This is a genomic window from Reyranella sp. (genome assembly GCF_004296935.1).
Taxonomy (GTDB): Bacteria; Pseudomonadota; Alphaproteobacteria; order Reyranellales; family Reyranellaceae; genus Reyranella.
This window is the reverse complement of record NZ_SCVH01000075.1, coordinates 90,008-114,015: the sequence shown is the minus strand read 5'-3', so window position 1 is coordinate 114,015 and position 24,008 is coordinate 90,008. Positions and strand designations below refer to the sequence as shown.

Sequence of the window (24,008 nt, the reverse complement as noted above, 5' to 3'; positions counted from 1 at the left end):
CATGGAACCCGACCTTCACCTCGATGTTCCACTTTACGTCGCCGGCCCGCTGGTCCTGTTCTGCCTGCTGCTGGCGGCCTACCTGTCGGCGGCGGAGACGGCGATCACCGGCGCCTCGCGCCAGCGCATGCACCGGCTCGCCCAGCAGGGCAACAAGCGGGCAACCCTGGTGAACGACCTGCTCGACCGCAAGGACGAGACGGTGAGCGCCGTGCTGCTCGGCAACAATGTCGTCAACATCTTCTCGGCCTCGCTCACGACCGCGGTGCTTACGGAGCTGTTCGGCGCGGCGGGCGTCGTCTATGCCACGCTCGCGATCGGCGCGATGGTCGTGATCTTCGCCGAGGTCATGCCCAAGACATGGGCGCTGCTGCGCGCCGACCGTGTGGCGCTCATTCTGGCTCCGTCCATCATGATCACCGTGGCGATCCTGGGACCGATGGCGCGCGGCGTCGCCTGGATCTCCCGCTTCTTCCTCGGCCTGATGCGCGTGCATACCGATCACACGCACGATGCCGGCGAGCAGAACGAGCTGCTGCGCGGTGCCATCGAGATGCACGGCGAGGGTGCTGGTAACGCCGATGCACCGCACGAGAAGGCGATGCTGCGCTCGGTCCTCGAGCTCGGCGACCGGACGGTGGGCGACGTCATGACCCATCGCGGCAGCGTCGCGCTGATCGACGCCGACCAGCCCACCGACACGATCGTCACCCAGGTCCTGGCCGCGCCCTACACCCGGATCCCGCTCCATCGCGGCCAGCCCGACAATGTCGTCGGCGTCCTCCACGCCAAAGACCTGTTCCGGGCGGTAAAGGCGGCAGGCAGTCCCGAAGCGGTCAGGATCGACGATGTGATGACGCCGCCCTGGTTCATCCCGGAATCGACGGTCCTGTTCGACCAGCTTCAGGCGTTCCGCGCCCGCCATGAGCATTTCGCCATCGTCGTCGACGAGTACGGCGCGTTGCGCGGCATCGTCACGCTCGAGGACATCATCGAGGAGATTGTGGGCGACATCGAGGACGAGCATGACGCCATCAAGCGCGGCGTGGTTCGCCGCGACGACGGCAGCATGATCTGCCAGGGCGATGTGCCGATCCGCGACCTCAATCGCGAGTTCGGCTGGAACCTGCCCCAGGACGTCGCCATCACCATCGCCGGGCTGGTCCTGCACGAGGCTCGCCGCATCCCCGAAGTCGGCCAGATGTATGCATTTTACGGATTTCGCTTCGAAATTCTGAAGCGCGAAGGCACGCGCATCGCCGAGTTGCGCATCTTTCCGCCCGCCGCCATACAGGTCGGGTAGCATTCACCCGGGTAACTCTGCGAGAGGTTCAACCATGCCGCTTTCGCCGCCGGTCGGGCGACAGCACCTGCATACGCGCCGCGTCGTCTGCCAGGGCTTCTTCCGCGACGACGGGCTGTGGGACATCGAGGGTCGCATCACCGACGAGAAGACCTACGACCACGCCAACGAATGGCGCGGGGCGCTGAAGCCCGGCGACTTCGTGCACGACATGTCGATCCGACTGACGGTCGACCACAAGTTCACCATCGTCGACGTCGAGGCGGTGACCGACAAGTCGCCGTACCGGATGTGCGGCGACATTGCGCCCGATTTCCGCAAGCTGATCGGCCTCAGGATCGGCGGCGGCTTCCATCGCGCCGTCCGCGACCGCCTGGGCGGCGTCCACGGCTGCACGCATATCGTCGAGCTGCTGGGGCCTGTCGCCACCACGGCCTTCCAGACCGTATCGTCGGGCAAGGCCCGCGAACTCAACCGCGCCCATCGGGCCAAGAGCGGCGACCTGCCAAAGCCCGCGACGGTCGAGGCGGCGGCCAAGCCCCGCCGCAGGCCCTACGTCATCGACACCTGCCACGCCTGGGCCGCCGACGGTGCCGTCGTGAAGCGCTGGGCGCCCGATTTCTACACCGGCCCCGACGCCGAAGCGGTTCGCGCCGCGGCGGCCGGCAAGGAAGTGGAGATGGAAGGCTAGCTGGCGGCGCGCGCCGCATCCTCGGCCGGCGTCAGCGTGACCAGAGCCAGCGCATGCAGGCCGGCATCGAGTTCGTCCTTCAGCGCGGCATAGACCAGCCGCTGTCGTGCCACGCGGCCCTGGCCTTCGAAGGCCGCCGAGACGATCTCGACATTGAAATGGGTCTCGCCGCCTTCGCGCCAGCCGGCGTGGCCGTGGTGGCGCTGGGAGTCGTCTTCCACGGCAAGGCGCACCGGCGCGAAGCGCTGCCGGAGCTTGCTGTCAATCGCCATCGCCACCTTGCCCATCACGCGCCTCACTTGCCCGACAAAACCGTTGAACACATATTAGCCTGATGTCGAGACGGCGAGCGAAACCCTTGATGGCGACCGACGGCGCGCGGCTGCACCAGCGCGTCTGCGAGGCGCCCGGCTGCCGGCTGCAGGGCGAATACCGCGCGCCTTGGGCGCGGGACCGGCTGAACGACTATCGCTGGTTCTGTCTCGAGCACGTTCGCGAATACAACAAGAAATGGGACTATTTCGCCGGCCTGGGCGCCGACCAGATCGAGGCCCATATCCGGGCCGACACGACCTGGCGCCGGCCCGTCTGGCCGCTCGGCGCGCGGCGCAGCGGCAATGGCCATCCCCATATCAACGACCCGTTTGGCCTGGCCGACGACGCCGGCCTGGGCGAAAAGCCGCCCCCCATAAACGACGGCCTCGAGCAGCTCACCCCGGCCGAGCGCAACGCCCTGGGGGTTCTTGAACTTTCATGGCCGGTAACCCCGGCAGAAGTGAAATCTCGTTACAAGGAACTGGTGAAATTGCATCATCCCGATGCCAATGGCGGCGCCCGCGAGGCCGAGGAGAGGCTGAAGGAAATCAACGCCGCCTATTCCACTCTGCGGGCTTCGGAAAACCTTCCGGCATCGTGATTCGGGCCGCTTGCGGCCCCTCTGCCAATTGGCCGCTTGCGGTGCACAAAATGGCCTGCGAGACTGAGTTTGCCCGCACTTTGGCGGGTTTTGTTTTGTAGGAACTCGTGTGATGGCCTCTACGACGACCGCGGCCCAGCAGAATGTGTCGGGCGTGCCGGATATCAAGGTTTCCGCCCGCCAGCTCTTTGGCATCGACACCGACATGGAAGTGCCGGCGTTCAGCGTCCAGACCGAACACGTCCCCCAAGTCGATGATTCCTACCTGTTCGACCATGACACGACGATGGCGATCCTCGCCGGATTCGCCCACAACCGGCGCGTCATGGTCCAGGGCTATCACGGCACCGGCAAGTCGACCCACATCGAGCAGGTCGCGGCACGCCTCAACTGGCCGTGCATCCGCGTCAATCTCGACAGCCACATTTCCCGTATCGATCTGATCGGCAAGGATGCCATCGTGCTGCGCGACGGCAAGCAGGTCACCGAATTCCGCGAAGGCATCCTGCCGTGGGCGCTGCAGAACCCGACGGCGCTGGTGTTCGACGAATACGACGCCGGCCGCGCCGACGTGATGTTCGTGATCCAGCGCGTGCTCGAGGTCGAGGGCAAGCTCACCCTGCTCGACCAGAACAAGGTGATCCGGCCGCATCCGTCGTTCCGCCTGTTCTCGACCGCCAACACGGTCGGCCTCGGCGACACGACCGGCCTCTATCACGGCACCCAGCAGATCAACCAGGGCCAGATGGACCGCTGGTCGATCGTGACGACGCTGAACTACCTGGCGCACGATCAGGAAGTGAACATCGTCGTCGCCAAGACGCCGATGTACGACAACGACGAGGGCCGCAAGGTCGTTTCCGCCATGGTGGCGCTGGCCGACCTCACGCGTGCCGGCTTCATCGCCGGCGATATCTCGACCGTGATGTCGCCGCGTACGGTGATCACCTGGGCCGAGAATGCCCGCATCTTCGGCGGCGACATCGGCTTTGCCTTCCGTCTCACCTTCCTCAACAAGTGCGACGAGGTCGAGCGCACGACCTTGGCCGAGTACTACCAGCGCTGCTTCGGCAAGGAATTGCCGGCCAGCAGCGGCAAGGGCGGCAAGCTGCACTAGGAAGAGGGCCGGATGGCCAAGGATTCGACGCCAATCGAGGAATTCCGGCGCGTCACCGCCACCACCATGCGGGCGGTGTCGCGCAAGGAAGTGAACGTCTCGTTCGTGCCCGACGGCGGTTCGTTGCTGGGCAGCGAGGCGCGCATCACCGTGCCGGCACGCGACCTGCCGGTCGAGGATGTGAGCCGCGTCCGCGGCGAAGCCGACTCGATGGCGCTGAAGCTGCGCCACCACGACCGCAAGACGCATCTGCGCCGCGTGCCCCGCGGCGAAACCGCGCGCGCGATCTTCGAGGCGGTCGAGCAGGTTCGCGTCGAGGCCTTGGGCGCCCGCCGCATGGCCGGCGTCGCCGACAATCTCTCGGCGCTGTGGCGCCAGCGCTCCGATCAGCGCGGCCACGCTCGCATCAAGTCCAAGGAAGACGCCCCGATCGCCGACGTGATCGGCCTGATCGCCCGCGAGCAGCTGCTGGGCGCCCAGCCGCCCGAGTCGGCCAAGGCGATGGTCGATCTGTGGCGTGCCGACGTCGAATCCGCCGCCGGCCGCGACTTCCAGAAGCTCAAGGATCTGCTGGGCAACCAGGAAGCCTTCGCTCGCGCCGCGCGCCAGCTGATTCGCGACCTCAAGCTCGGCGACGAATCGGCCGACCTTCAGGACGACGATCCCGAGGACTCGCAGGACCAGGAGAACGCCGACGGTCAGTCGAACGAGACCGGCGATGACAACAGCGATTCGAGCGAGACCCAGGGCTACGGCGCCCAGGGCGAGGAGACCGAGGACGCTTCCGAGCAGGAGGACGCCTCCGAGACGGCGGCCGACCAGGCGCAGACCGAGATGCAGATGGGCTCGGGCGACGAGGAGGAGCCGGGCCGCGCCGAGCGTCCGTGGCTGCCCCCGGGCGCCCTCTCGAACGAGCCGCTGGGCCAGCAGTATCACGCCTATTCGACCAAGTTCGACGAGATCGTAGATGCCGATCAGCTGTGCGACGCCGAGGAACTGGGCCGCCTGCGCAACCATCTCGACCAGCAGCTCGCGCACCTTCAGGGCGTGATCGGCAAGCTCGCCAACCGCCTGCAGCGCCGTCTGATGGCGCAGCAGAACCGGTCGTGGGAGTTCGACCTCGACGAGGGCACGCTCGACGCGGCGCGACTGGCGCGCATCGTGGCCAACCCGATGCACTCGCTGTCCTTCAAGATGGAGAAGGACACCAATTTCCGCGACACCGTGGTGTCGCTGCTGATCGACAATTCGGGTTCCATGCGCGGACGCCCCATCACGGTCGCCGCGATGAGCGCCGACATTCTTGCCCGCACGCTCGAGCGCTGCGGCGTCAAGGTCGAAATCCTGGGATTCACGACACGCGCCTGGAAGGGCGGCCAGAGCCGCGAGCAGTGGCTCGCCGCCGGCAAGTCCGCCAATCCGGGCCGCCTCAACGACCTGCGCCACATCGTCTACAAACCGGCCGACGCCCCGTGGCGCCGGGCGCGCAAGAACCTCGGCCTGATGCTGCGCGAAGGCATCCTCAAGGAAAACATCGACGGCGAAGCGCTGCTGTGGGCGCACAACCGCCTGCTGCCGCGCCCCGAAGAACGCAAGATCATGATGGTGATCTCCGACGGCGCGCCGGTTGACGATTCGACCCTCTCGGTCAATCCCGGCAACTATCTCGAGCGTCACCTGCGCGACGTCATCGACTGGATCGAGACGCGCTCGCCGGTCGAGCTCGTCGCCATCGGTATCGGCCACGACGTCACGCGCTACTACCGCAAAGCCGTCACCATCGTCGACGCCGACCAGCTCGGCGGCACGATGATGGAACAGCTCGCCTCGCTGTTCGACGAGGACGACAAGAAGGACGTCAGGGCCAGCCGCGATCGCGGGCGCGGGGGCAAGGGATCCGGTGGCGCCGCCGCCAGCGGCAAGGCCAGTGGCGGCAAGACCGGCGGCGGCAAGACGGGTCGGCGCGCCGCCTGATCCGTCTCGGGTTCACACGTCCGCGGCCCCGGCCGTGCTAAAGGGGCCCGCATGCATCCCGTGATCCGTTCCCTCGCCGTCCGTTCCCTGGCCGGCCTCTGCCTGTTTGCCGCCGCCTGCGCCAGCGTGCCGCCACCGCCCGCCGGTGCCCAGGACCAGGCGATCGAGATCCGCAGTTCGTCGCTGCCGCTCAAGATCGACGAACCGGACGCCACCACAGTCGGCCGCCTGATCTGGCGCGGCGGTATCGCGATGACGGCCAACACCCCCCATTTCGGCAGCTGGTCGGATCTCCATGTAACGGCCGACGGCCGCAGCCTCACGTCGATCTCCGACGAGGGCGCCTGGCTCACCGCGACCATCGACTACGATTCGAGGGGCCATCTGGCGGGCCTCAGCGCCGGCCGGCTCGGCCAGCTGCGCGGCCTCGACGGCAAGCCGATCGCGGCCAAGGCCGACGCCGATGCCGAGGCCTTGGCGCGCCTGGCCGACGGCTCATGGCTGGTGGCCTTCGAGCGCCGCCACCGGCTGTGGCGCTACCCGACGCTCACCGACACGCCGGCGCCGGTCGAGGGGCCGGCCGAAATCGGCCGCCAGCCCGCCAACGGCGGCATCGAGGCGCTGACCGCACTGGCCGATGGCCGCGTCATCGCCATCAGCGAGGAATATGGCCAGCGGCCGAACACGGCGATGGGCTGGATCGGCGAGCCGACGGCGGGCGGCCGCTACCTCTGGCGCTCGTTCGACTACCCCACCATCGCCGATTTCCGGCCGACCGCGATCACGATGCTGCCGGACGGCTCGTTCGCCACGATCGAGCGGGCCTTCGACATGGTGCGTGGCGTGCGCTGCCGTGTCATGCGATTCGACGCCGGCCAGCTCAAGCCCGGCGCCACCGTGCGGGCCGAGGAGCTGGCGCGACTTGCCGCGCCCTATGCGGTCGACAATCTCGAGGGAATGGCCGCTACCAAGGGCGCGCGCGGCGAGACGCTGCTGTGGCTGATCTCCGACGACAACTTCAATCGGCTTCAGCGCAACATTCTGCTGCTGTTCGAACTGGCGCCGTAGCGCCAGGCGTGGACCCGGAGGCGGCTAGGCCGCCTTCTTCGCGTCCTTCTTGGCCTTGGCCGAAACGACGCGGCGCTTCAGCACCGTCATCTCCGGGCTGAGCTTGCTGTTGTTGGTGCCGAGCAGGTAGGCGTCGATGCCGCCGTTGTGCTCGATGGTCTTGACGCCACGCGGGGTCAGCCGCAGCCGCACCGTATGGCCCAGCACATCGGACAGGACCGAGGCGACCTGCAGGTTGGACATGAACCGGCGCCGGGTCTTGTTGTTGGCGTGGCTCACATTGTTGCCGTACTGCACGGACTTGCCCGAAAGGGCGCAACGACGGGGCATGGTGACTTCCGCTAAAAAACGATCCCGCCGGATGGGCGGGAAGGCCGGCTTTTTACGGGCCGGGAGGGCCCCCCGTCAAGCGAACCAATCGACCACCCGGTCGCTGATATCCTCGACCAAATCCTCCGAAATCACCCGTCCCCGGGCCGAAATCCCGGCCTGATGCACGGTTTCGGGGTCACCCGAGATCAGCGGGTGCCACCAATAGAGGTCCTGGCCCAGGTGAACCAGCCGGTAGCCACAGGTCTTGGGCAGCCAATCCATCTTGGCCACCACCTTTGGGGTGAGCTGGATGCAGTCCGGGACGATCTTCTTGCGGTTCTTGTAGTCCTTGCAGCGCGCCGTCTTGGGATCGAGCAGCTTGCAGCAGGTGTCGGTCTGGGCGAGTTCGCCCGTGCCCTCGTATTCGAGCTTGTTGACGCAGCACATGCCGCATCCGTCGCAGAGGGATTCCCACTCCTGCTTCGTCATCTGGGCCAACGATTTGCGCTTCCAGAACGGCAATTCGCTGGCGGCGGTGGCCCGCCGGGCCTGCTTGAGGAACGATTTAGCGCCCATGAAAGGCTTCTAGCATCCGCCGGGCCGCCACGGCAGGTGTCGCCCGGCCGGCCTCGACCTCGCGCTCCAGGCCCCCCACCAGGCGCCTCACCTCGGGGTGGCGGCGCAGTTCGGCCAGCAGGGTCTCTCCGACCTCGCTCCACATCCAGGCGCGCGCCTGTTCGGCACGGCGGCGGGCGATGCCCTTCTCGCCAACCGCCGCGACGAAGCGCTCGACGGTCTGCCAGATCTCGATCACGCCCTCGCCGGTCTGCGCCGAGCAGATTTGGACTTCAGGGGTCCAGCCGATGGTCGGCGAGCGCAACATGCGCAGCGCGTGCTGATAGTCGGCGGCCGACCGCTTCGCCGTCGTCTTGAGGTCGCCGTCGGCTTTGTTGACCACGATCAGGTCGGCCAGTTCGATGACGCCGCGCTTGATGCCCTGCAGGTCGTCACCGCCGCCCGGCAGCAGCAGGACGACGAACATGTCGACCATGTCGGACACGGCCGTCTCGGACTGGCCCACGCCCACCGTCTCGACGATCACGGTATCGAAGCCCGCCGCCTCGACCAGCAGCATCGCCTCGCGCGTGCGCCGCGCGACGCCGCCCAGGGTGGCGCCCGCCGGCGAGGGCCGGATGAAGGCCGAGGACCGACGCGACAGTTCTTCCATGCGTGTCTTGTCGCCCAGGATCGAACCGCCACCGCGCTTCGAAGACGGATCGATCGCCAGCACCGCCAGCGACCGGCCGCGCTCCAGCAGGGAAAGCCCGAAGCGCTCGATCAGGGTCGACTTGCCGACGCCTGGAACACCCGTGATGCCGAGCCGCACCGACTTGCCGCTGTGCGGCAGCACCGCCGCCAGGAGCGCGTCGGCACGCTCGCGATGGTCGCCGCGCGTCGATTCGATGAGGGTGATCGCCTGGGCCAGCGCGCGCCGGTCCCCGGCCAGCAGGGGCGCGAGGAGCGGATCGACTGACTTTTCCGTCTTGGCGGCCGTGGCGCTCATTGTCCGCAGAATTATCAGCCGCCGCGGCGGAGCGCCAGCAAGGCGGCCACGGTCGCGGCGAAATAGAAGACGGCGAGCGTCCAGCCGAGGCCGGGATCGCCGACCGCATCCATCGCCGCCCCCGCGAGCGGACGGCCGACGAGGCCGCCCAGGATATAGAGCATGCTGAAGGCGGTGTTGGCACGGGCGATGTCGCCGCCATTGAAGCGCTGACCGAGCAACGCCAACCCGACCGGATAGATGGCAAAGGAAATGCCGCCCCACAGCAGCACGACGCCGATCACCGCCGGCGACTGCGCCGGCACCATCGGCAGCAACCCGACGAGAACGGCACTGGCCAGGGTGCAGCCGGCCAGCACGGAGCGGCGGTCATAGTGGTCGGCCATCCAGCCGATCGGCCACTGCAGGATCACGTTGCCCAGCACGAAGGCCGAGAGCCAGAGCGCGCCGGTCTCGGCTGAAACGCCGGCGCCGACCGCGTAGACCGGCAGGAAGCTGAACGCGACCTGCTCGCCCAGGCCGCAGACGAAACCCGCGAACATGGCAAGCGGAACCGCCTTCACGACGATTGCGAATCCGCTGTCGGCCGTGTGCTCGATCACCGGTGCGGTCTTCCAGTAGGGCAGCAACGGCACCGCCACCAGCAAGGCCAGCGCCGCGCAGGTCAGGAACGGCGCCGGGCCATAAACGCCCGTCACCTGCAGCACCAATGGGCCCAGCGCCAGGCCGAGCGCCACCAGCATCGCGTAGAGGCCCATGACGCGGCCACGCCGTTTCTCCTCGACGACGACGTTCATCCAGATCTCGCTCACCACCCACGGCACGCCGCCGGTTATGCCGTGCAGGAGGCTGAGCACGAACCACACCACCGGGCTGCTGGTGAGCGTGTAGGCGACCGTGACGGCCGAGCCCGCCACGACGGAAACGACAATGAGCGGGACAGCACCGAAGCGCGCCGCCATCTGCGGAATGCGCGTGCCGAAGGCCAGCATGCCGATGCCCCAGGCGGCGGCAATGACCCCGATGGTGAACTTGTCCGCGCCCTGCTGTTCCAGCGCCAGCGGCACCAGCGGCAGGGCGACGCCCGCCTGCAGTCCGATGGCGGCACAGGCGAGGAAGACCGGCAGCAGCGCGCGCCAGGGATTTTCCGCGGCGCTACTCGGCGACACGCAGATGGCCCTCGGCGCGGAAGGACGGCGGCTCCTCGACCTTGTGCTCGGCCTCGGCTGCGGCTTCCTGCTGCCGGCTCCACATGTCGGCATAGAGGCCGCCCAGGGCCAGCAGATCGCCATGACGGCCACGTTCGACGACGCGGCCACGGTCGAGGACCACGATCTCGTCGGCATTGATGACAGTCGACAGCCGATGGGCGATCACCACCGTGGTGCGTCCCCGGCTCACCTCTTCCAGCGAGCGCTGGATCTCCTGCTCGGTGCGGGTGTCGAGCGCGCTGGTCGCCTCGTCGAACAGCAGGATCCGCGGGTTCTTGAGGATGGTGCGGGCGATCGCCACACGCTGCTTCTCGCCACCCGAGAGCTTGAGACCGCGCTCGCCGACGGTGGCTTCGTAGCCTTGCGGCAACGCCACGATGAAGTCATGGATCCGCGCCAGGCGGGCAGCCTGCTCGACCTCCTCGCGGCTGGCATCCGGACGGCCGTAGGCGATGTTGTAGTAGATGGTGTCGTTGAACAGGACGGTATCCTGCGGCACCACGCCGATCGCCGCCCGCAGACTGGCCTGCTGCACCTCGCGGATGTCCTGGCCGTCGATCTTCACGCTGCCGGATGCCACGTCGTAGAAGCGGAAGAGGATGCGCGAGACCGTCGATTTTCCGGCGCCGCTCGAGCCCACGATCGCCACGGTCTTGCCGGCCGGCACACGGAAACTCACGTCGTGCAGGATCGGCCGGGCCTTCTCGTAGTGAAAGTTGACATGGTCGAACACGATCTCGCCACCCGCAACGGCAAGCGCGGGCGCACCGGGCCGGTCGGCAATCTCGGCATCGACATCGAGCAGGCCGAACATCTTCTCCATGTTCACCAGCGCGCTCCTGATCTCGCGATAGGCGAAGCCCAGCATGTTGAGCGGCACATAGAGCTGGATCAGGAAGGCGTTCACCGCGACGAAATCGCCGAGTGTCATCGTCCCGTGAACCACGCCATGCCCGGCCATCGACATCACCGAAACGAGTCCGAGCGCGATGATGGTGCCCTGGCCGACGTTGAGCAGCGACAGGGTGCGGCTGGAGCGGATCGCCGCCGTCTCATAGCGCCGACGGCCGACGTCGAAGCGGTGCCCTTCGTGATCCTCGTTGCCGAAGTACTTCACGGTCTCGTAGTTCAGCAGGCTGTCGATCGCCTTGGCGTTGGCGTCGGTGTCGGCGGCGTTCATGCGGCGCACGAACTTGATGCGCCATTCCGAAAGCACGACGGAGAACACGATGTAGGCCGTGACGGCGCCCAGCGTGACGGCCATGAAGCGCCAGTCGTAGAGGCTCCACAGGATGCCGCCGACCAGGACGATCTCGAACAGGGTCGGCAGGATGTTGAAGGTGGTGAAGCGGATCAGGAACTCCATGCCCTGGGTGCCGCGCTCGATGACGCGGCTGAGCCCGCCGGTCTGGCGTTCGAGATGGTATCGCAGAGACAGTGCATGGAGATGCCGGAACACCTCCAGGGCGAGATTGCGAATCGCTCGCTGCGACACCGGCGCGAAAATGGCGTCGCGGACCTCACCGAAGGCCTGGGCGAGTACGCGGGCGGCGCCGTAGGCCACGATCAGGGCGATCGGCACCGCGACGGCCTGGGCTGCGGGTTCCCCCAGCGCGTCCACGGCGTGCTTGTAGAGGATCGGCACATAGACGTTGGTGACTTTGGCCAGGACAAGCAGCACCATGGCCACGACGACGCGGCTGCGCAGGCCAATTTCACCCTTTGGCCACAAATGCCGGGCCATGATGCCAACCACCGCCCAGGAGCGCGAGGCGCCTATCTTTGGAACGCGGTCGGAGTCGGGAGGTGACATTGAGGAAAAGTGCCTTTTCTGGCGCACGAGTTGTCTGGCGGAGAGGGCGTCGGCCTTCTATCGTGCCGGTGACCTTGAAGTAAGCCCCTTGTCGAGAGGGATTTCATGAGTTTTCGTAGGGCCTTGATCGCGTTTGCCTTGAGCGTGGGCGTACCGACGGCAGCATTCTCCCAGGAAGCGCGTCAGGTCGACATCGGCTACGAGATCACGTTCGCCGGCTTCGCCGGCTTTCGCATCGACGTCACCGCGCGCTTCGATGGTGCGAGCTACGATGTCGAGAGCCGGACCTTCAAGGAAGGGATGCTGCGGGCCGTCACGATGCACTACGACGGGCGCAACCGGGCATGGGGTGGCTTCTCACCCCAGGGCGCACAGCCGACGGCTGGTTCGCTGTCGATTGTCGTGGGTGACAAGCCGCGCACCTGGGTCGCGCAATACGGTAGCGGCGGCACCATGAGCGAGCAGCACAATCCGGCGTGGAAGCCGCCGCCGCAGCACGTGATCCCCGACGACCAGCGCACCGGCTCGCTCGACCCGCTGTCGGCAGCGCTCACTGTCGGCTTCGCCGGCGATGCCGCGTGCGACCGCACGGTGCCGACCAACGACGGCAAACGACGGATCGACATCCTGATTCACAAGGTCGGCACTACCTCTCCTGCCGCGGCAGGCGTGCCGAATGCGATAGGTGATCTGCTGGTGTGCGAGCTCTACACCAAGCGTGTTGCCGGCGAGTTCGAGGACGCGCCGAAGGAGGCCGAGACCAAGCGAGAGCAGCCGATGAAGGTATGGTTTGCGCGGTTCGACAATTCGCAGGTGCGCTACCCGGCGAGGCTCGAAGCTCATACCGGCTTCGGCACCATCCGCGGCAAGGTGCTGTGGTTCCGCGAGCGCCCACTAACGCCGCAGGAAAGCCAGGCGATGCGGCGCTAGGTCAGGCGGCCCGCTTCTGGCTGCGCTGGCGCAGGATGCCGAGGATTTCGGCGGCGGCCGCGGGAATGTTGGTGCCAGGACCGTAGATCGCCGCCACGCCGATCTTCTTCAGGAAGTCGTAGTCCTGGGCCGGGATGACGCCGCCCACAATCACCATCACTTCCGGGCCGCCCTGCTTGGCGAGCTCCTCGATCAGCTGAGGCACCAGCGTCTTGTGGCCCGCCGCCTGGCTCGAGACGCCGATGACATGGACGTCGTTCTCGATCGCCGCGCGCGCCGCTTCCTGCGGCGTCTGGAACAACGGGCCGATGTCGACGTCGAAGCCCAGATCGGCAAAGGCCGTGGCGATCACCTTGGCGCCGCGGTCGTGGCCATCCTGGCCCATCTTCACCACCATCAGACGCGGCCGGCGGCCTTCCTCCTCGGCGAATGCCGTAATGTCGGTGCGGATGCGGTCGAGTCCCTGATCGCCCTCCCATTCGCCGACATAGACGCCGGAGATCGAGCGCACCGTGGCCTGGTAGCGGCCATAGACGCCTTCGAGCGCCGACGAGATCTCGCCCACCGTGGCGCGCGCGCGCGTCGCTTCGATCGCCAGGCTGAGCAGATTGCCGGTGCCGGTGCGCGCCGCATCGCCCAATGCCTTGAGAGCCGCCACGCATTTGGCCTCATCGCGGCTCTTGCGGATATTGTCGAGCCGTGTGACCTGCGATTCGCGGACCACGTCGTTGTCGATGTCCATGACCTCGACCGTCGTGCCGTCCTTGGGCTGGAACTTGTTCACGCCCACGATCACTTCCTCGCCGCGGTCGATGCGGGCCTGGCGACGCGCCGAGGCTTCCTCGATGCGCATCTTGGGCATGCCGGCCTCGACCGCCTTGGTCATGCCGCCCAGCGCCTCGACCTCGGCGATCAGCTTGCGCGCCTCGGCGATCAGGCTCGCCGTCAGCGATTCGACGTAATAGCTGCCGGCCAGCGGGTCGATGACATTGGTGACGCCGGTCTCGTGCTGGAGGATGAGCTGGGTGTTGCGCGCGATGCGCGACGACGTCGGCGTCGGCAGCGCGATCGCCTCGTCGAAGGAATTGGTGTGCAGCGACTGCGTGCCGCCCAGCACCGCCGCCATCGCCTCATAGGCGGTGCGGATCACGTTGTTGTAGGGGTCCTGCTCGGTGAGCGACACGCCCGAGGTCTGGCAGTGGGTGCGCAGCGACAGCGAATCGGCCTTCTTGGGATCGAACGGTTTTACCAGCTCGGCCCACAGGAAGCGCGCGGCCCGGAGCTTGGCCACTTCCATGAAGAAGTTCATACCGATGCAAAAGAAGAACGAGAGCCGGGGCGCGAAGGCGTCGATGTCGAGACCCTTGGCCTTGGCGGCACGGACGTACTCGAGCCCATCGGCCAGCGTGAACGCCAGCTCCTGGACCAGCGTCGAGCCCGCCTCCTGCATGTGATAGCCGGAGATCGAGATCGAGTTGAACTTCGGCATGTACTTGGCCGTGTGCTCAATGATGTCGGCCACGATCCGCATCGAAGGTCCGGGCGGGTAGATGTAGGTGTTCCGGACCATAAACTCCTTGAGGATGTCGTTCTGGATCGTGCCGGAGAGCTTGTCCTGCGGCACGCCCTGCTCCTCGGCCGCCACGATGTAGCCCGCCAGCACCGGCAGAACGGCGCCGTTCATGGTCATCGACACGCTCATCTTGTCGAGCGGAATGCCGTCGAACAGGATCTTCATGTCCTCGACGGAATCGATTGCGACGCCCGCCTTGCCGACGTCGCCGACCACGCGCGGATGGTCCGAATCGTAGCCGCGGTGCGTCGCGAGATCGAACGCCACCGAGAGACCCATCTGGCCGGCCGCGAGATTGGCGCGATAGAACTTGTTGCTCTCCTCGGCGGTCGAGAAGCCGGCGTACTGGCGGACCGTCCACGGACGGCCGGCATACATCGTGGCCTTCGGGCCCCGGGTGAAGGGGGGGAAGCCCGGCAGCGAGCCCAGCGTCTCAAGCTGCTCCAGGTCGGCGGCCGTATAGAGCGGCTTCACCGGAATGCCTTCGGGCGTCATCCACGTGAGGTCGCTCAAGGGGCGGTCGCGCAGTTCCTTGGCAGCGAGCTTTTCCCACTCGGCGAGGGTCTTCTTCGGAAAGTCAGCCATACCCACAATGTACTGCGGATTTTGGTCGAGAAAAGACGCTATTCGTTGGCCAGGATCGTGTTTCGCACCAAGGGATAGATCTGGCTGGCCCAGCGCCGGCCGCTGAACACGCCGTAATGGCCGACGCCGGCCTGCATATAGTGCTTCTTGCGGTAGGGTCGCAGGCTGGAGCAGAGGTCGTGGGCGGCCACGGTCTGGCCGATGGCGCAGATGTCGTCGCGCTCGCCCTCGATCGTGAACAGGGCAGTGCGCCGGATCGCCTTGGGATTGACCCGCCGTCCCTTCCAGTCGAGTTCGCCCTTGGCCAGCCGGTGCTCCTGGAACACCCACTGCACGGTCTCAAGGTAGAACTCCGCCGCCATATCGAGCACCGCGAAGTATTCATCGTAGAAGGCTTTTATCGAGGCGGCCTGTTCGACCTCGCCCTTGGCCAGGTGCTTGTAGAGGTCGACCTGCGCCTTAATGTGCCGCTCGGCATTCATGCTCATGAAGGCGGTAAGCTGGACGAAGCCGGGATAGACGCGCCGCATCGCGCCGGGATAGCGCAGCGGCACGCGCGCGATCAGGTTCTGCTCGAACCAGCTGATCGGCTTGCCCATCGCCAGCTCGTTCACCTTGGTCGGGCTGACGCGGGTGTCGATCGGTCCCGCCATCAGGGTCATGCTGCGCGGCTGGGCCGGATTGTCGTCTTCGGCCATGATCGCCGCAGCCGCCAGCGTCTGCACGCAGGGCTGGCACACGGCGATGACATGGGCGCCCGGCCCCATCGCCTCGAGGAACTTGATCAGGTGCTCGACATATTCGTCGAAGCCGAAGCGGCCGTTCCACAGGCCGACGTCGCGGGCATTGGCCCAGTCGGTGATGTGAACGTCATGCTCGGGCAGCAGGACCCGCACCGTGTCGCGCAGAAGGGTCGCGAAATGGCCGGAAAGCGGTGCCACCAGCAGCACGCGCGGCTGCGGCGGGACGCCCGGCTTGGCGAAGCGCAGCAGGGTGCCGAAGGGAGTGGCGAGCACCTCTTCCTCCTGCACCGGCACGACTTTGTTGCCGACGGTGACTTCGTCGATGCCGAAGGAGGGGCGGCGGTGGCTGAGGGTGGCCCGGCTCACCATCTCGCAGAGCGCACCGGCGGCTCGCCAGCTTTCGCGGGCTCCCTCTCCGCCCCCCGCCAGAGTCTGCCCGGTGGCCGTGGCCCAGGCACGCATCGGCAGCATCATGTCGGCGGCAGACTGGTAGAGCGCATACAACATGGGCGACCGGCTCGGAAATTGCATTCCAACGAAACGCCTGTAGACACCGACAGAACCCGCCGAATCGAGAGGGTCAGCGCCAATGGCCGAGGCTTCGCTCACCGTCAGTAGCAAGAACTATTCCTCTTGGTCGCTGCGCGGATTTCTTCTCTGCCGGATGGCCGGCCTCGACTTCGCAGAGCGGCTGGCGCCGATCGACGATCCGGCGACCCGGGCCGAGCTTTTGCTGCTGTCGCCGTCCTTTCTGGTGCCCTGCCTAGAACATGGGCAGGTCAAGGTCTGGGATACTCTGGCGATCGGCGAATATCTGAACGAGATCAAACCCCAAGCCAACCTGCTGCCGGCCGATCCGGTGGCGCGCGCCCATTGCCGGGCAATCTGCGGCGAAATGCATTCAGGCTTCGCCAACCTCCGCTCGGCGTTGCCGATGAACCTCAAGGCGCGCCACGACGGCTTCAAGGTGTGGGCCGGCGCCCAGGCCGACATCGAGCGGGTCACCGCGATCTGGCGGGAGTGCCTGAAAACCTACGGCGGCCCCTATCTCTTCGGCACCAAGCCCACGACCGCCGACGCCATGTACGCCCCGGTCTGTTCGCGCTTCGCCACCTACGACGTGAAGCTCGACCCCGTCTCGGCCGCCTACCGTGACCTGATGCTCAGGTTTCCGGCCATGCTCGAATGGACGGCGGCGGCCAAGGCCGAACCGGAGGAAATGGAAGAGCTCGACGTCGAGTTCTAGGATCCAGCCACGCGACGCAGGACGAGTTCGACGCGGCCGACGCGGAGGCCCCACTTGCCGACGGTCGCGCGATTGATCAGCGAGCCGTCGTCGTTGAGCGCCAGCGCGTCGGAAAAATCGACGGTCCAGCCGCCCAGCATGACGGAATATTCCAGCCGCACGACCTTGCCCTCAGTCCAGGCCCGCGCCTTGCCGACGACGTCCTCGCGCGTGCCGGCGTAGAGGCCCGGGCTTGTGCGCTCCAGCCGCCAGGTCTTGCGGTCCGTTTCGCCGTCCGCATAAGCGAAATCCTCGGCCAGCGTCAGCGTGCGGCCGTCCCAGGAGCCCTCGATCACGACGCTGAAGCGCCGTTCCGAACCGGTCCAGCTATTGGTGAACACGCCCTCGCCGACCGTGCGGCCGGGAAAGAACTGTTCCAGCACCAGCGCTGGCGCCGCGGCGGCGGCCGGGACGTCGGGTGGTACTGCGCAGGCACCGAGCTGGGAAGCGAGAAGACCGAGGGCGGCGACATGTGATGTAGACATACGCCTTGTACGCAAGCGGCGGCGTCCGGATCATCCCTTGTCGCCAGCGCAAGCACCGCGCAAACTTCGGCAAAAGATCCGGAGGAAACAATGTCGATCACCCGCCGCGGCGCCGTCGCTGGCCTCGCAGCACTTCCAGCATTCAATGCCTGGGCACAGCCGGCCTTTCCCAGCAAGCCGCTCACCCTCGTCGTGCCGTTCCCGGCCGGCGGGCCGGCCGACATCTTCGGCCGCAATCTCGCACAGGCCATGTCGCCCCACCTCGGCCAACCGGTGCTGGTCGAGAACAAGAGCGGCGCCGCCGGCGTCACCGGTATCGACTTCGTTGCCAAGGCCGGCAGCGACGCCCATGTCATGGGCCTGATGAGCGCCAGCGCCGGCGCCATCATGCAGAGCCTGATGCCCAAGATGCCCTACGACCCGGCCAAGGACCTCGCGCCCATCGTCCTGGTGGTGCGGGTGCAGGAAGTGCTGGTGGTCAACGCCAAGACCGGCATCACCGACCTCAAGGGCCTGATCGCCTACGCCAAGGCCAACCCCGGGAAAGTCACCTGCGCCTCGGCCGGCACCGGCGGCATCACCCATCTCGCCATCGAACTCTTCAAGCGCGAGACCGGCACCGACATCCTGCATGTGCCCTACCGCGGCGCGGCGCCGGCGGTGAACGACCTGCTGGCCGGCACGGTGCAGATGACGATCCTCGACGTGCCCGCGCTGCTGTCGCACATCCGCTCCGGCGCGCTGACGGCGTTGGCCGTCACCTCCGACAGCCGCGCGCCGCTCCTGCCCGGTGTGCCGTCGATGAAGGAACTGGGCTTTCCCAAGGTCAATTCCGACAACTGGTACGCGCTCGTCTCGCCCGGGGCTGCGAGCCCGGAACACCGCAAGCGCATCTTTGACGCGGCGAGTGCGGCGCTCAAATCCAAGGAAGTGATCGAGGCCTATGCCAAGGTCGGTGGCATCGCAGGCGGCGGCACCTCGGCCGAGCTCGCGACCTTCCTGCAGGCCGAAGCCGTGAAATGGGCCGCCGTGATCAAGGCCGCCAACGTCAAGCTCGAGTAGCGCGTGGCCTTTCCGATCGAACGCGGCCTGGCGAAGACCTTCGCCGGGCATATTCACTGGCGGGCCTGCGGCAGCGGTCCTGTCGTGATGGTGAGCCACATCAACCAGCAGAGCTCGGCGGTGATGGTCGAACTCTTGCAGGCGCTCGCGCCCAATTTCAGGGCCATCGCCATCGACTATCCGAGCCACGGCAACTCCGACCACATCGACTGGCAGCCCACCATCGAGGACTACGCCCGCGCCGTGGTGGACACCATGAACGACCTCGGCGTTACCACCGCTTTTGCCCTGGGCGAGGCCGTGGGTGCCGCCGTCTCGATCGCGCTGGCCAAAGGCTGGCCCGACCGCATCAGGAAGGTGGTGGCGATCAACACGCCCTACTTCACGGACGCGGCGAACGCCAAGAACGACATCGCCGATATCGCCAAGGTGCGGCCCGCCGACCCCACCGGCTTTCCGCTGCCCAGGACCATCGAGTTCCTGCTGAAGAACGATCCCGAGCATGCGCCGATGCGGCCCACACAATCCTGGATGGACCGCATCAACACCGCCCAGCTGGAAATCGGCCGCGACCGCTGGCAGGCGATGCAGGCGCTGGCCAAATTCGATCCGCTCGCGGGACTGAGGGCCGTGAAATGCCCGGTCCTGATGCTCTATGGCGAGAACTTCATCTACGGCAGGCACCGCCCCTTGATGCAGGCCGCCTGCCCCGCGGCCCGGATCGAAACGATTCCCGGCGGGCGCTTCTGCATGACGTGGGAGCGCGCTACAGATATCGCCGCCCACGCCCGCGCCTTCCTGACCTGAGCGAGAGGACAAGAGATGCTGCTGCCCGAGACCCGCAACCTGCTCGACCTGATGGAGATGGCCACCAAGGGCGGCCGGCCCAAGCTGGAAACGCTGCCGCACGTCGTTGGCCGCAAGGCGGTCGACAAGATGTCGGAGGATGGCGAGGCCGATCCGCCACAGGTGGCGGAAGTAGCCGACGGCGGCTTTGCCGGCCCGGCGAGCGAGATCCGTTTTAGGCGCTATCGCCCGATGGGCGTGGCGGCCGGGCTGCTGCCGACCCTGATCTACTATCACGGCGGCGGGTTCGTGATCGGCAATATCGAAACGCATGATTCGACCTGTCGTCGGTTGGCCAACAAGAGCCGCTGCCAGGTGATCTCGATCGACTATCGCCTGGCGCCCGAGCATCCGTTCCCGGCGCCGATCGACGATGGCGTGGCGGCGTTCCGGCATATCCGGGACAACGCCGAGTCGTTCGGCGTCGATGCAGCCCGCATCGCGGTGGGCGGCGACTCGGCGGGCGGCGCGATGGCCGCCGTCGTGTGCCAGCTTTGCCGCGATGCCGGTGAAGTCGGGCCGGCGTTCCAGATGCTGATCTATCCCGCCACGGACTCCAGCAAGGAGAGCGCCTCGCGCAAGGAATTCGCCGAGGGCTATTTCCTCTCCGGGGCGCTGATGACGTGGTTCTGGGAGGCCTATGTACCGGACGAGGACACCGACCTCACCGACCTCAGGCTGTCGCCGCTGCTGGCCAAGGACTTCACCGGCCTGCCGCCGGCGTTCGTGCTGACGGCCGGCTACGATCCGTTGCGCGACGAGGGCCGGGCCTATGCCGACAAGCTCATCGATGCCGGCATCAAGACGACCTATGTGAATTATCCCGGCACCATCCACGGCTTCTTCTCGCTGACGCGATTCCTGAGCCAGGGGCTCAAGGCGAACGATGAGGCGGCCGCCGTGATGGCGGCGTTCTTCGGAACTTAAGGCCGAAGCCGCACGAAGCTGACGGGGCGGTCGAAGCCTTTTAGTTCCACGGACTCGTCTCGCCTGGGCAGGCCGGCCAGGACGGACTGGACCGCCGGGTCGTCGGCCACGGCGCGGGAGAGCACGATGTCGCCGCCGGCGCTCTGGCCCTGCAGGCGGGCGGCCATGTTCACGGTGGAGCCGAAATAGTCGAGGCGGTCGTTGAGCGTCACGACCACGCTGGGGCCGGCATGGACGCCGAGCTTCAGCACAAGATCGTGGTCGGCGATCCGGGTCTGCATGGCGAGCGCCGCCCGGACCGCGTGGGCGGGATCGGCGAACGAGGCCATGACGGCGTCGCCGATGGTTTTCACCACCGCGCCATCGTGGTCGCGCACGATGCCGGCCAGCAGGGCGAAGTGGTCGCGCACCATGTTGTAGGCCTGGGCATCGCCCACCCGCTCGTAGAGCGCGGTAGAACCCTGCAGGTCGGAGAAGAGCAGCGCCACCTGGCTCACCCCCGCCTCGTCGCCCGGCCGCAGGGTCGCGGCGGCAAAGAGATCGCGGAACACTTGTAGCGAGATCACCTCCGGCGCGGTCAAGGCCTCGCGCGTCCAGGTCCGGTCTTCTATGAGCGCCGCCAGCTCGAAGCCGGCATCGTTCACGAACTCCTGTCCGCCCACGCTCTCGACGCCCGACGCCGTGATGCGCGCGCCGGGGAAGACGCCGCCTTTATGCTCCACGTCCACGAAGGCGCCGGGATGGAGCGTGCGGACGCGATAGCTGCCGGCCGGCAGATCCACATCCACGCTCCGCCGCTCCCCCGCCTGAAGCAGCAACTGCACCGCCACATGCGGCGTCGCCATCGGGCCGGAGAGGCAAAAGCCGCCGGCCAGGATCGGCCGCACCTGAGGTGCCGGCGCAAACGAGAGCTCGACGTTCTTCTCGAAGTCGCGGTCGTAGTCGATGTTGCACGAGGGGCAATGGGCGCCGCGCGGCAGCTCGGCGAGCGACGCGGCACTCGCCTTGGCGCCGCGGCAGTTGGTGCAGAGCAGGTCCCATTTCATGGTCAAGAGCCCCGCCCGGACGGAGGCGAGGCAGGCTTCGACGGCGGCGCGCTGCGGCACACCGAGATCGCGCGCCAGCTTCTTGGGCTTGAGCGGCGCCAGATCGGACGCCATGCCGGTCAGCACCAGATCGGCGAGGCGGGCGCCCAGGCCATTGCCGTAGGGGCTGCGATCGACCTCGCCCGCCAGCGCGCCGGCCCGCTCGCGGGCCCCCTCGGGCAGCTCCGGCGCCGGCAGCTCGAAGAAGGTCGGGCGCTCGCCCTTGGCGAAGGCCACCGCCTCCAGGATGCGCTTGCCGACGGCGGCGCCCGCCTGCTCGGCCAGGCGCTTGCCGAACAGCCGGCCCATCAGGGTCAAAGGCTCCCATTCGAGGGCGTAGCTGACGCGCGACCCGCCCGCACCATCCGGCTCGAGATCGAACACCGGCCCGAAGCGGCGGAACGGCCCCTTGGTGAAGACGCGGGCCTGGCGGAAGTGGCGGCCATGGATCCACTCGTAGGGCTTCTCCTCCCATTCGAGGGTGAAGCCCGCGGCCTTGCCCTTGCCGCGGCGCAGCACCGTGCCGTTGGGCTGCGGCGTCTCCTCCAGCGCATAGGGCGGCAGCCCCATCGCCTCGTTGAACCGGCTGGTGTCGGCCAGCACCGGCCAGAGCTGGTCCGGCGGCAGGTCGAAGGTCCAGGACCAGGTGCGGCGCATGACCTTGGTACAGTAGCACCGGGCCGCGCGGATGAGGGCCTTCACGCTTGAGTGAAGGCCCGTGAGCGACAGGACTTTGCGTAGCAAAGTCCGAGAGCGTCGAAGGCTGCTGCAACGAACACCGGCACACGAAGTGTGCCACAACCAGGTGGCCAGCTGTGCCGGTGCGTGTGCCCGGCGCGCCGGATTTCCCAAGGACTGGAACGGCTTGCGCCAAACGGCCGGCACAGCGCCGCGGACGCCGGCGACATGGCTCCGAATCGCGGAGCTGTTCGCTATTCGAAGACTGGGCGCGGGCCGGTGGGGCGAGTGCCGGCAGCTCCTGCACGAGCAGCGCGGCCGCGCAGGCGGCCAGAAGCGCCCGCAGGAGAGCGAGTTGGAGAGGCATGAAATCTCCTTGAAAGTCCCCAGGGGGAAGACGTGTCCGCGACGCGCCGCAAAGCCACCACCAGCAGGCTTTCCGGCCGCTTCCCGGGAGACACCAAGACGTTACGCTTTTGTCTCCCGACCTCTGTCACACACCTGGCCCCTGGGTGCGTTCAGCCGCCCTTCTCTGGCGGAGGCCTTGTCGTTGGCGCAGGACATTGCCTGCAATGCTGTCATCGACAGCGGTCGGCCGGGATCGATCGGGCCAGCGGGGAGCTTGTGTGTCCCTCGTTCGATGCCGCGCTTTCAGCCGTTGGCGCGGCGGCCTCTGTGGTTGTGAGCGGCAGGTCAGGACCTGCCCTAGCCGATGAAGCCCGGCCTCCTGGGTGGATGGAGCGGCGGGGCGAACTGGTTTCAGGCTAGCGGATTTACCCTATCATTTCCTGCGGAACCTGCAACTTTTCCTATGCATGACGGGAATGCCGGGACGGAGGGGCTGCTGGCAGTGCTCGCACGGGGAGGGTGGCGACGCAGGCTGCCAGCAGCGCTTACAGGAGGGCGAGGTCGGAGGGCATGGAGGGACCCGGGGCTTGGACATGAAAAAGCCGGCGCGGCGGCCACCAAGCTATAGGAAATATAGGATGAAACCTGCGAAACTTGCAAGTTCAGGACTGCATACCTGCCGAGTTGTTAGTCTGTACCTTCCCGCCCCACGCAAGATACCTCGATCAAGTCGATTCCTCCCTATGGAGGAGGCGGCCGCGCAACATCGTCGCGAGCCCGGCGCCCCTTCGCCAATTCGGAACCTTCCTGCGTCAAAAAAACAACTCTGATGTCTTCCAAGTGTTCAATCGTCACGAAACCGCCGTTCGAAAGCCCTTCGAGGAGTTCGCGCAAGTGACCAATAGTTAGTTGATGGCCCGTAGAAGCGAGAAGATCGAGGAGAATCCGATCGTTTAATGCACCAGTACTTCGATCGAGAAAGCGAAGCGTCCACAAGCGAGCATGTCGATCGACTTCGCGAGTCAGCATCGCTTCTAGTGTTCTGTCATTCGGGTTCGACATATCGGCCTAAATGCTACTGCGTATGAAGTGCTTCTCTAATAATCCAATAGCGCCAGAGCGATGGAGGTCGCATTCCCATATGACAACGACGCGCCAGCCCTGTTCCTCTAGCAGCCTGTAGTTACGACGATCTCGCTCAACGTTTCGGGTAAGCTTAGTGCTCCAGAATTCCTTGTTGCCCTTCGGCAGTTTAGAGCGAGCACAATTAGCATGCTGATGCCAGAAGCACCCATTGACGAACAATACTGTCTGCCATTTCGGAAAGGTGAGGTCTGGCCGACCTAGGAGATCACTTCGATGAAGGCGAAATCGCAGCCCCAAGCTGTGCGCCGCCTTTCGTACTACTAGTTCTGGCTTCGTATTCTTGCCGCGGACCGCTTGCATATTCCGCGAGCGTGATTCACTGCTGCGCATCGATTTGGAATAAGTA

General features: G+C 66.5%; 23 protein-coding genes. 11 read left to right on the top strand and 12 right to left on the bottom strand.

Features of this window, described 5'->3' with window-relative positions; translation table 11 throughout:
- Window position 1: 1 nt before the first annotated feature.
- Together EPO55_RS10425 and EPO55_RS10420 are read left to right on the top strand one after the other, a co-directional pair.
- The gene (locus EPO55_RS10425; RefSeq protein ID WP_296336676.1) at window positions 2–1,303 is read left to right on the top strand and encodes an HlyC/CorC family transporter; all 1,302 of its coding nucleotides are present in this window, start codon (window positions 2–4) and stop codon (window positions 1,301–1,303) included.
- Window positions 1,304–1,337: 34 nt separating this feature from the next.
- Window positions 1,338–1,994 carry a DUF2889 domain-containing protein gene (locus EPO55_RS10420; protein ID WP_296336674.1) on the top strand — a complete coding sequence of 219 codons (657 nt, stop codon included), beginning with the start codon at window positions 1,338–1,340 and terminating at the stop codon, window positions 1,992–1,994.
- On the opposite strand, the gene EPO55_RS10415 is transcribed toward EPO55_RS10420, so the two are convergent.
- Window positions 1,991–2,266 (bottom strand): BolA family protein, encoded by a 276-nt coding sequence (locus EPO55_RS10415; protein ID WP_296336673.1) that lies wholly within the window; start codon window positions 2,264–2,266, stop codon window positions 1,991–1,993. The genes EPO55_RS10420 and EPO55_RS10415 overlap by 4 nt on opposite strands.
- A gap of 89 nt (window positions 2,267–2,355) precedes the next feature.
- Between EPO55_RS10415 and EPO55_RS10410 the strand changes: the two genes are divergently transcribed.
- From EPO55_RS10410 to EPO55_RS10395, 4 genes are all read left to right on the top strand, one after another.
- On the top strand, window positions 2,356–2,910 hold the full coding sequence (locus EPO55_RS10410) for a J domain-containing protein (RefSeq protein ID WP_296336672.1): 555 nt from the start codon (window positions 2,356–2,358) through the stop codon (window positions 2,908–2,910).
- A 112-nt stretch (window positions 2,911–3,022) separates the two neighbouring features.
- Window positions 3,023–4,027, top strand: a complete 1,005-nt coding sequence (gene cobS, locus EPO55_RS10405) for a cobaltochelatase subunit CobS (RefSeq protein WP_296336671.1) — start codon at window positions 3,023–3,025, stop codon at window positions 4,025–4,027.
- A gap of 12 nt (window positions 4,028–4,039) precedes the next feature.
- Window positions 4,040–6,001, top strand: coding sequence for a cobaltochelatase subunit CobT (gene cobT / locus EPO55_RS10400; protein ID WP_296336670.1), 1,962 nt, complete (start codon window positions 4,040–4,042; stop codon window positions 5,999–6,001).
- A 51-nt stretch (window positions 6,002–6,052) separates the two neighbouring features.
- Window positions 6,053–7,069, top strand: a complete 1,017-nt coding sequence (locus EPO55_RS10395; RefSeq protein WP_296336669.1) for an esterase-like activity of phytase family protein — start codon at window positions 6,053–6,055, stop codon at window positions 7,067–7,069.
- Window positions 7,070–7,093: 24 nt separating this feature from the next.
- On the opposite strand, the gene rpmB is transcribed toward EPO55_RS10395, so the two are convergent.
- From rpmB to EPO55_RS10370, 5 genes are all read right to left on the bottom strand, one after another.
- Window positions 7,094–7,399, bottom strand: a complete 306-nt coding sequence (gene rpmB, locus EPO55_RS10390; protein ID WP_296336668.1) for a 50S ribosomal protein L28 — start codon at window positions 7,397–7,399, stop codon at window positions 7,094–7,096.
- Between the two features lie 75 nt (window positions 7,400–7,474).
- Window positions 7,475–7,957 carry a YcgN family cysteine cluster protein gene (locus EPO55_RS10385; RefSeq protein WP_296336667.1) on the bottom strand — a complete coding sequence of 161 codons (483 nt, stop codon included), beginning with the start codon at window positions 7,955–7,957 and terminating at the stop codon, window positions 7,475–7,477.
- Window positions 7,947–8,945 (bottom strand): methylmalonyl Co-A mutase-associated GTPase MeaB, encoded by a 999-nt coding sequence (meaB, locus tag EPO55_RS10380; RefSeq protein ID WP_296336666.1) that lies wholly within the window; start codon window positions 8,943–8,945, stop codon window positions 7,947–7,949. The genes EPO55_RS10385 and meaB overlap by 11 nt, the downstream gene beginning before the upstream one ends.
- 14 nt (window positions 8,946–8,959) lie before the next feature.
- Window positions 8,960–10,114 (bottom strand): MFS transporter, encoded by a 1,155-nt coding sequence (locus EPO55_RS10375; RefSeq protein ID WP_296336665.1) that lies wholly within the window; start codon window positions 10,112–10,114, stop codon window positions 8,960–8,962.
- The gene (locus EPO55_RS10370; protein WP_296336664.1) at window positions 10,101–11,900 is read right to left on the bottom strand and encodes an ABC transporter ATP-binding protein/permease; all 1,800 of its coding nucleotides are present in this window, start codon (window positions 11,898–11,900) and stop codon (window positions 10,101–10,103) included. The genes EPO55_RS10375 and EPO55_RS10370 overlap by 14 nt, the downstream gene beginning before the upstream one ends.
- Before the next feature lie 174 nt (window positions 11,901–12,074).
- Between EPO55_RS10370 and EPO55_RS10365 the strand changes: the two genes are divergently transcribed.
- A complete protein-coding gene (locus tag EPO55_RS10365; protein WP_296336663.1) occupies window positions 12,075–12,899 on the top strand; it encodes a hypothetical protein in 825 nt (274 codons plus the stop codon).
- A 1-nt stretch (window position 12,900) separates the two neighbouring features.
- On the opposite strand, the gene scpA is transcribed toward EPO55_RS10365, so the two are convergent.
- Together scpA and phaZ are read right to left on the bottom strand one after the other, a co-directional pair.
- Complete coding sequence (gene scpA, locus EPO55_RS10360) at window positions 12,901–15,057, bottom strand: methylmalonyl-CoA mutase (RefSeq protein ID WP_296336662.1); 2,157 nt, start codon at window positions 15,055–15,057, stop codon at window positions 12,901–12,903.
- 38 nt (window positions 15,058–15,095) lie between these two features.
- The gene (phaZ, locus tag EPO55_RS10355; protein WP_296336660.1) at window positions 15,096–16,307 is read right to left on the bottom strand and encodes a polyhydroxyalkanoate depolymerase; all 1,212 of its coding nucleotides are present in this window, start codon (window positions 16,305–16,307) and stop codon (window positions 15,096–15,098) included.
- Window positions 16,308–16,389: 82 nt separating this feature from the next.
- Between phaZ and EPO55_RS10350 the strand changes: the two genes are divergently transcribed.
- Complete coding sequence (locus EPO55_RS10350) at window positions 16,390–17,046, top strand: glutathione S-transferase family protein (RefSeq protein WP_296336654.1); 657 nt, start codon at window positions 16,390–16,392, stop codon at window positions 17,044–17,046.
- On the opposite strand, the gene EPO55_RS10345 is transcribed toward EPO55_RS10350, so the two are convergent.
- A complete protein-coding gene (locus EPO55_RS10345; protein WP_296336653.1) occupies window positions 17,043–17,570 on the bottom strand; it encodes a DUF3833 family protein in 528 nt (175 codons plus the stop codon). The two genes, EPO55_RS10350 and EPO55_RS10345, sit on opposite strands and share 4 nt — an antisense overlap.
- Window positions 17,571–17,660: 90 nt before the next feature.
- Between EPO55_RS10345 and EPO55_RS10340 the strand changes: the two genes are divergently transcribed.
- From EPO55_RS10340 to EPO55_RS10330, 3 genes are read left to right on the top strand one after another with little or no spacing between them, the layout of a single operon-like run.
- Window positions 17,661–18,632 (top strand): tripartite tricarboxylate transporter substrate-binding protein, encoded by a 972-nt coding sequence (locus EPO55_RS10340; protein ID WP_296336652.1) that lies wholly within the window; start codon window positions 17,661–17,663, stop codon window positions 18,630–18,632.
- A gap of 3 nt (window positions 18,633–18,635) precedes the next feature.
- The gene (locus EPO55_RS10335; protein ID WP_296336651.1) at window positions 18,636–19,439 is read left to right on the top strand and encodes an alpha/beta hydrolase; all 804 of its coding nucleotides are present in this window, start codon (window positions 18,636–18,638) and stop codon (window positions 19,437–19,439) included.
- A gap of 15 nt (window positions 19,440–19,454) precedes the next feature.
- Window positions 19,455–20,405, top strand: a complete 951-nt coding sequence (locus EPO55_RS10330; RefSeq protein ID WP_296336650.1) for an alpha/beta hydrolase — start codon at window positions 19,455–19,457, stop codon at window positions 20,403–20,405.
- Here the strand turns inward: EPO55_RS10330 and EPO55_RS10325 are convergent.
- From EPO55_RS10325 to EPO55_RS10315, 3 genes are all read right to left on the bottom strand, one after another.
- Entirely contained in the window at window positions 20,402–22,192 is a 1,791-nt protein-coding gene (locus tag EPO55_RS10325; protein ID WP_296336649.1) for an adenylate/guanylate cyclase domain-containing protein, read from the bottom strand. The genes EPO55_RS10330 and EPO55_RS10325 overlap by 4 nt on opposite strands.
- Window positions 22,193–23,257: 1,065 nt before the next feature.
- Complete coding sequence (locus EPO55_RS10320) at window positions 23,258–23,578, bottom strand: hypothetical protein (protein WP_296336647.1); 321 nt, start codon at window positions 23,576–23,578, stop codon at window positions 23,258–23,260.
- Between the two features lie 6 nt (window positions 23,579–23,584).
- Window positions 23,585–23,992, bottom strand: a complete 408-nt coding sequence (locus EPO55_RS10315) for a very short patch repair endonuclease (RefSeq protein ID WP_296336731.1) — start codon at window positions 23,990–23,992, stop codon at window positions 23,585–23,587.
- Window positions 23,993–24,008: the final 16 nt, after the last annotated feature.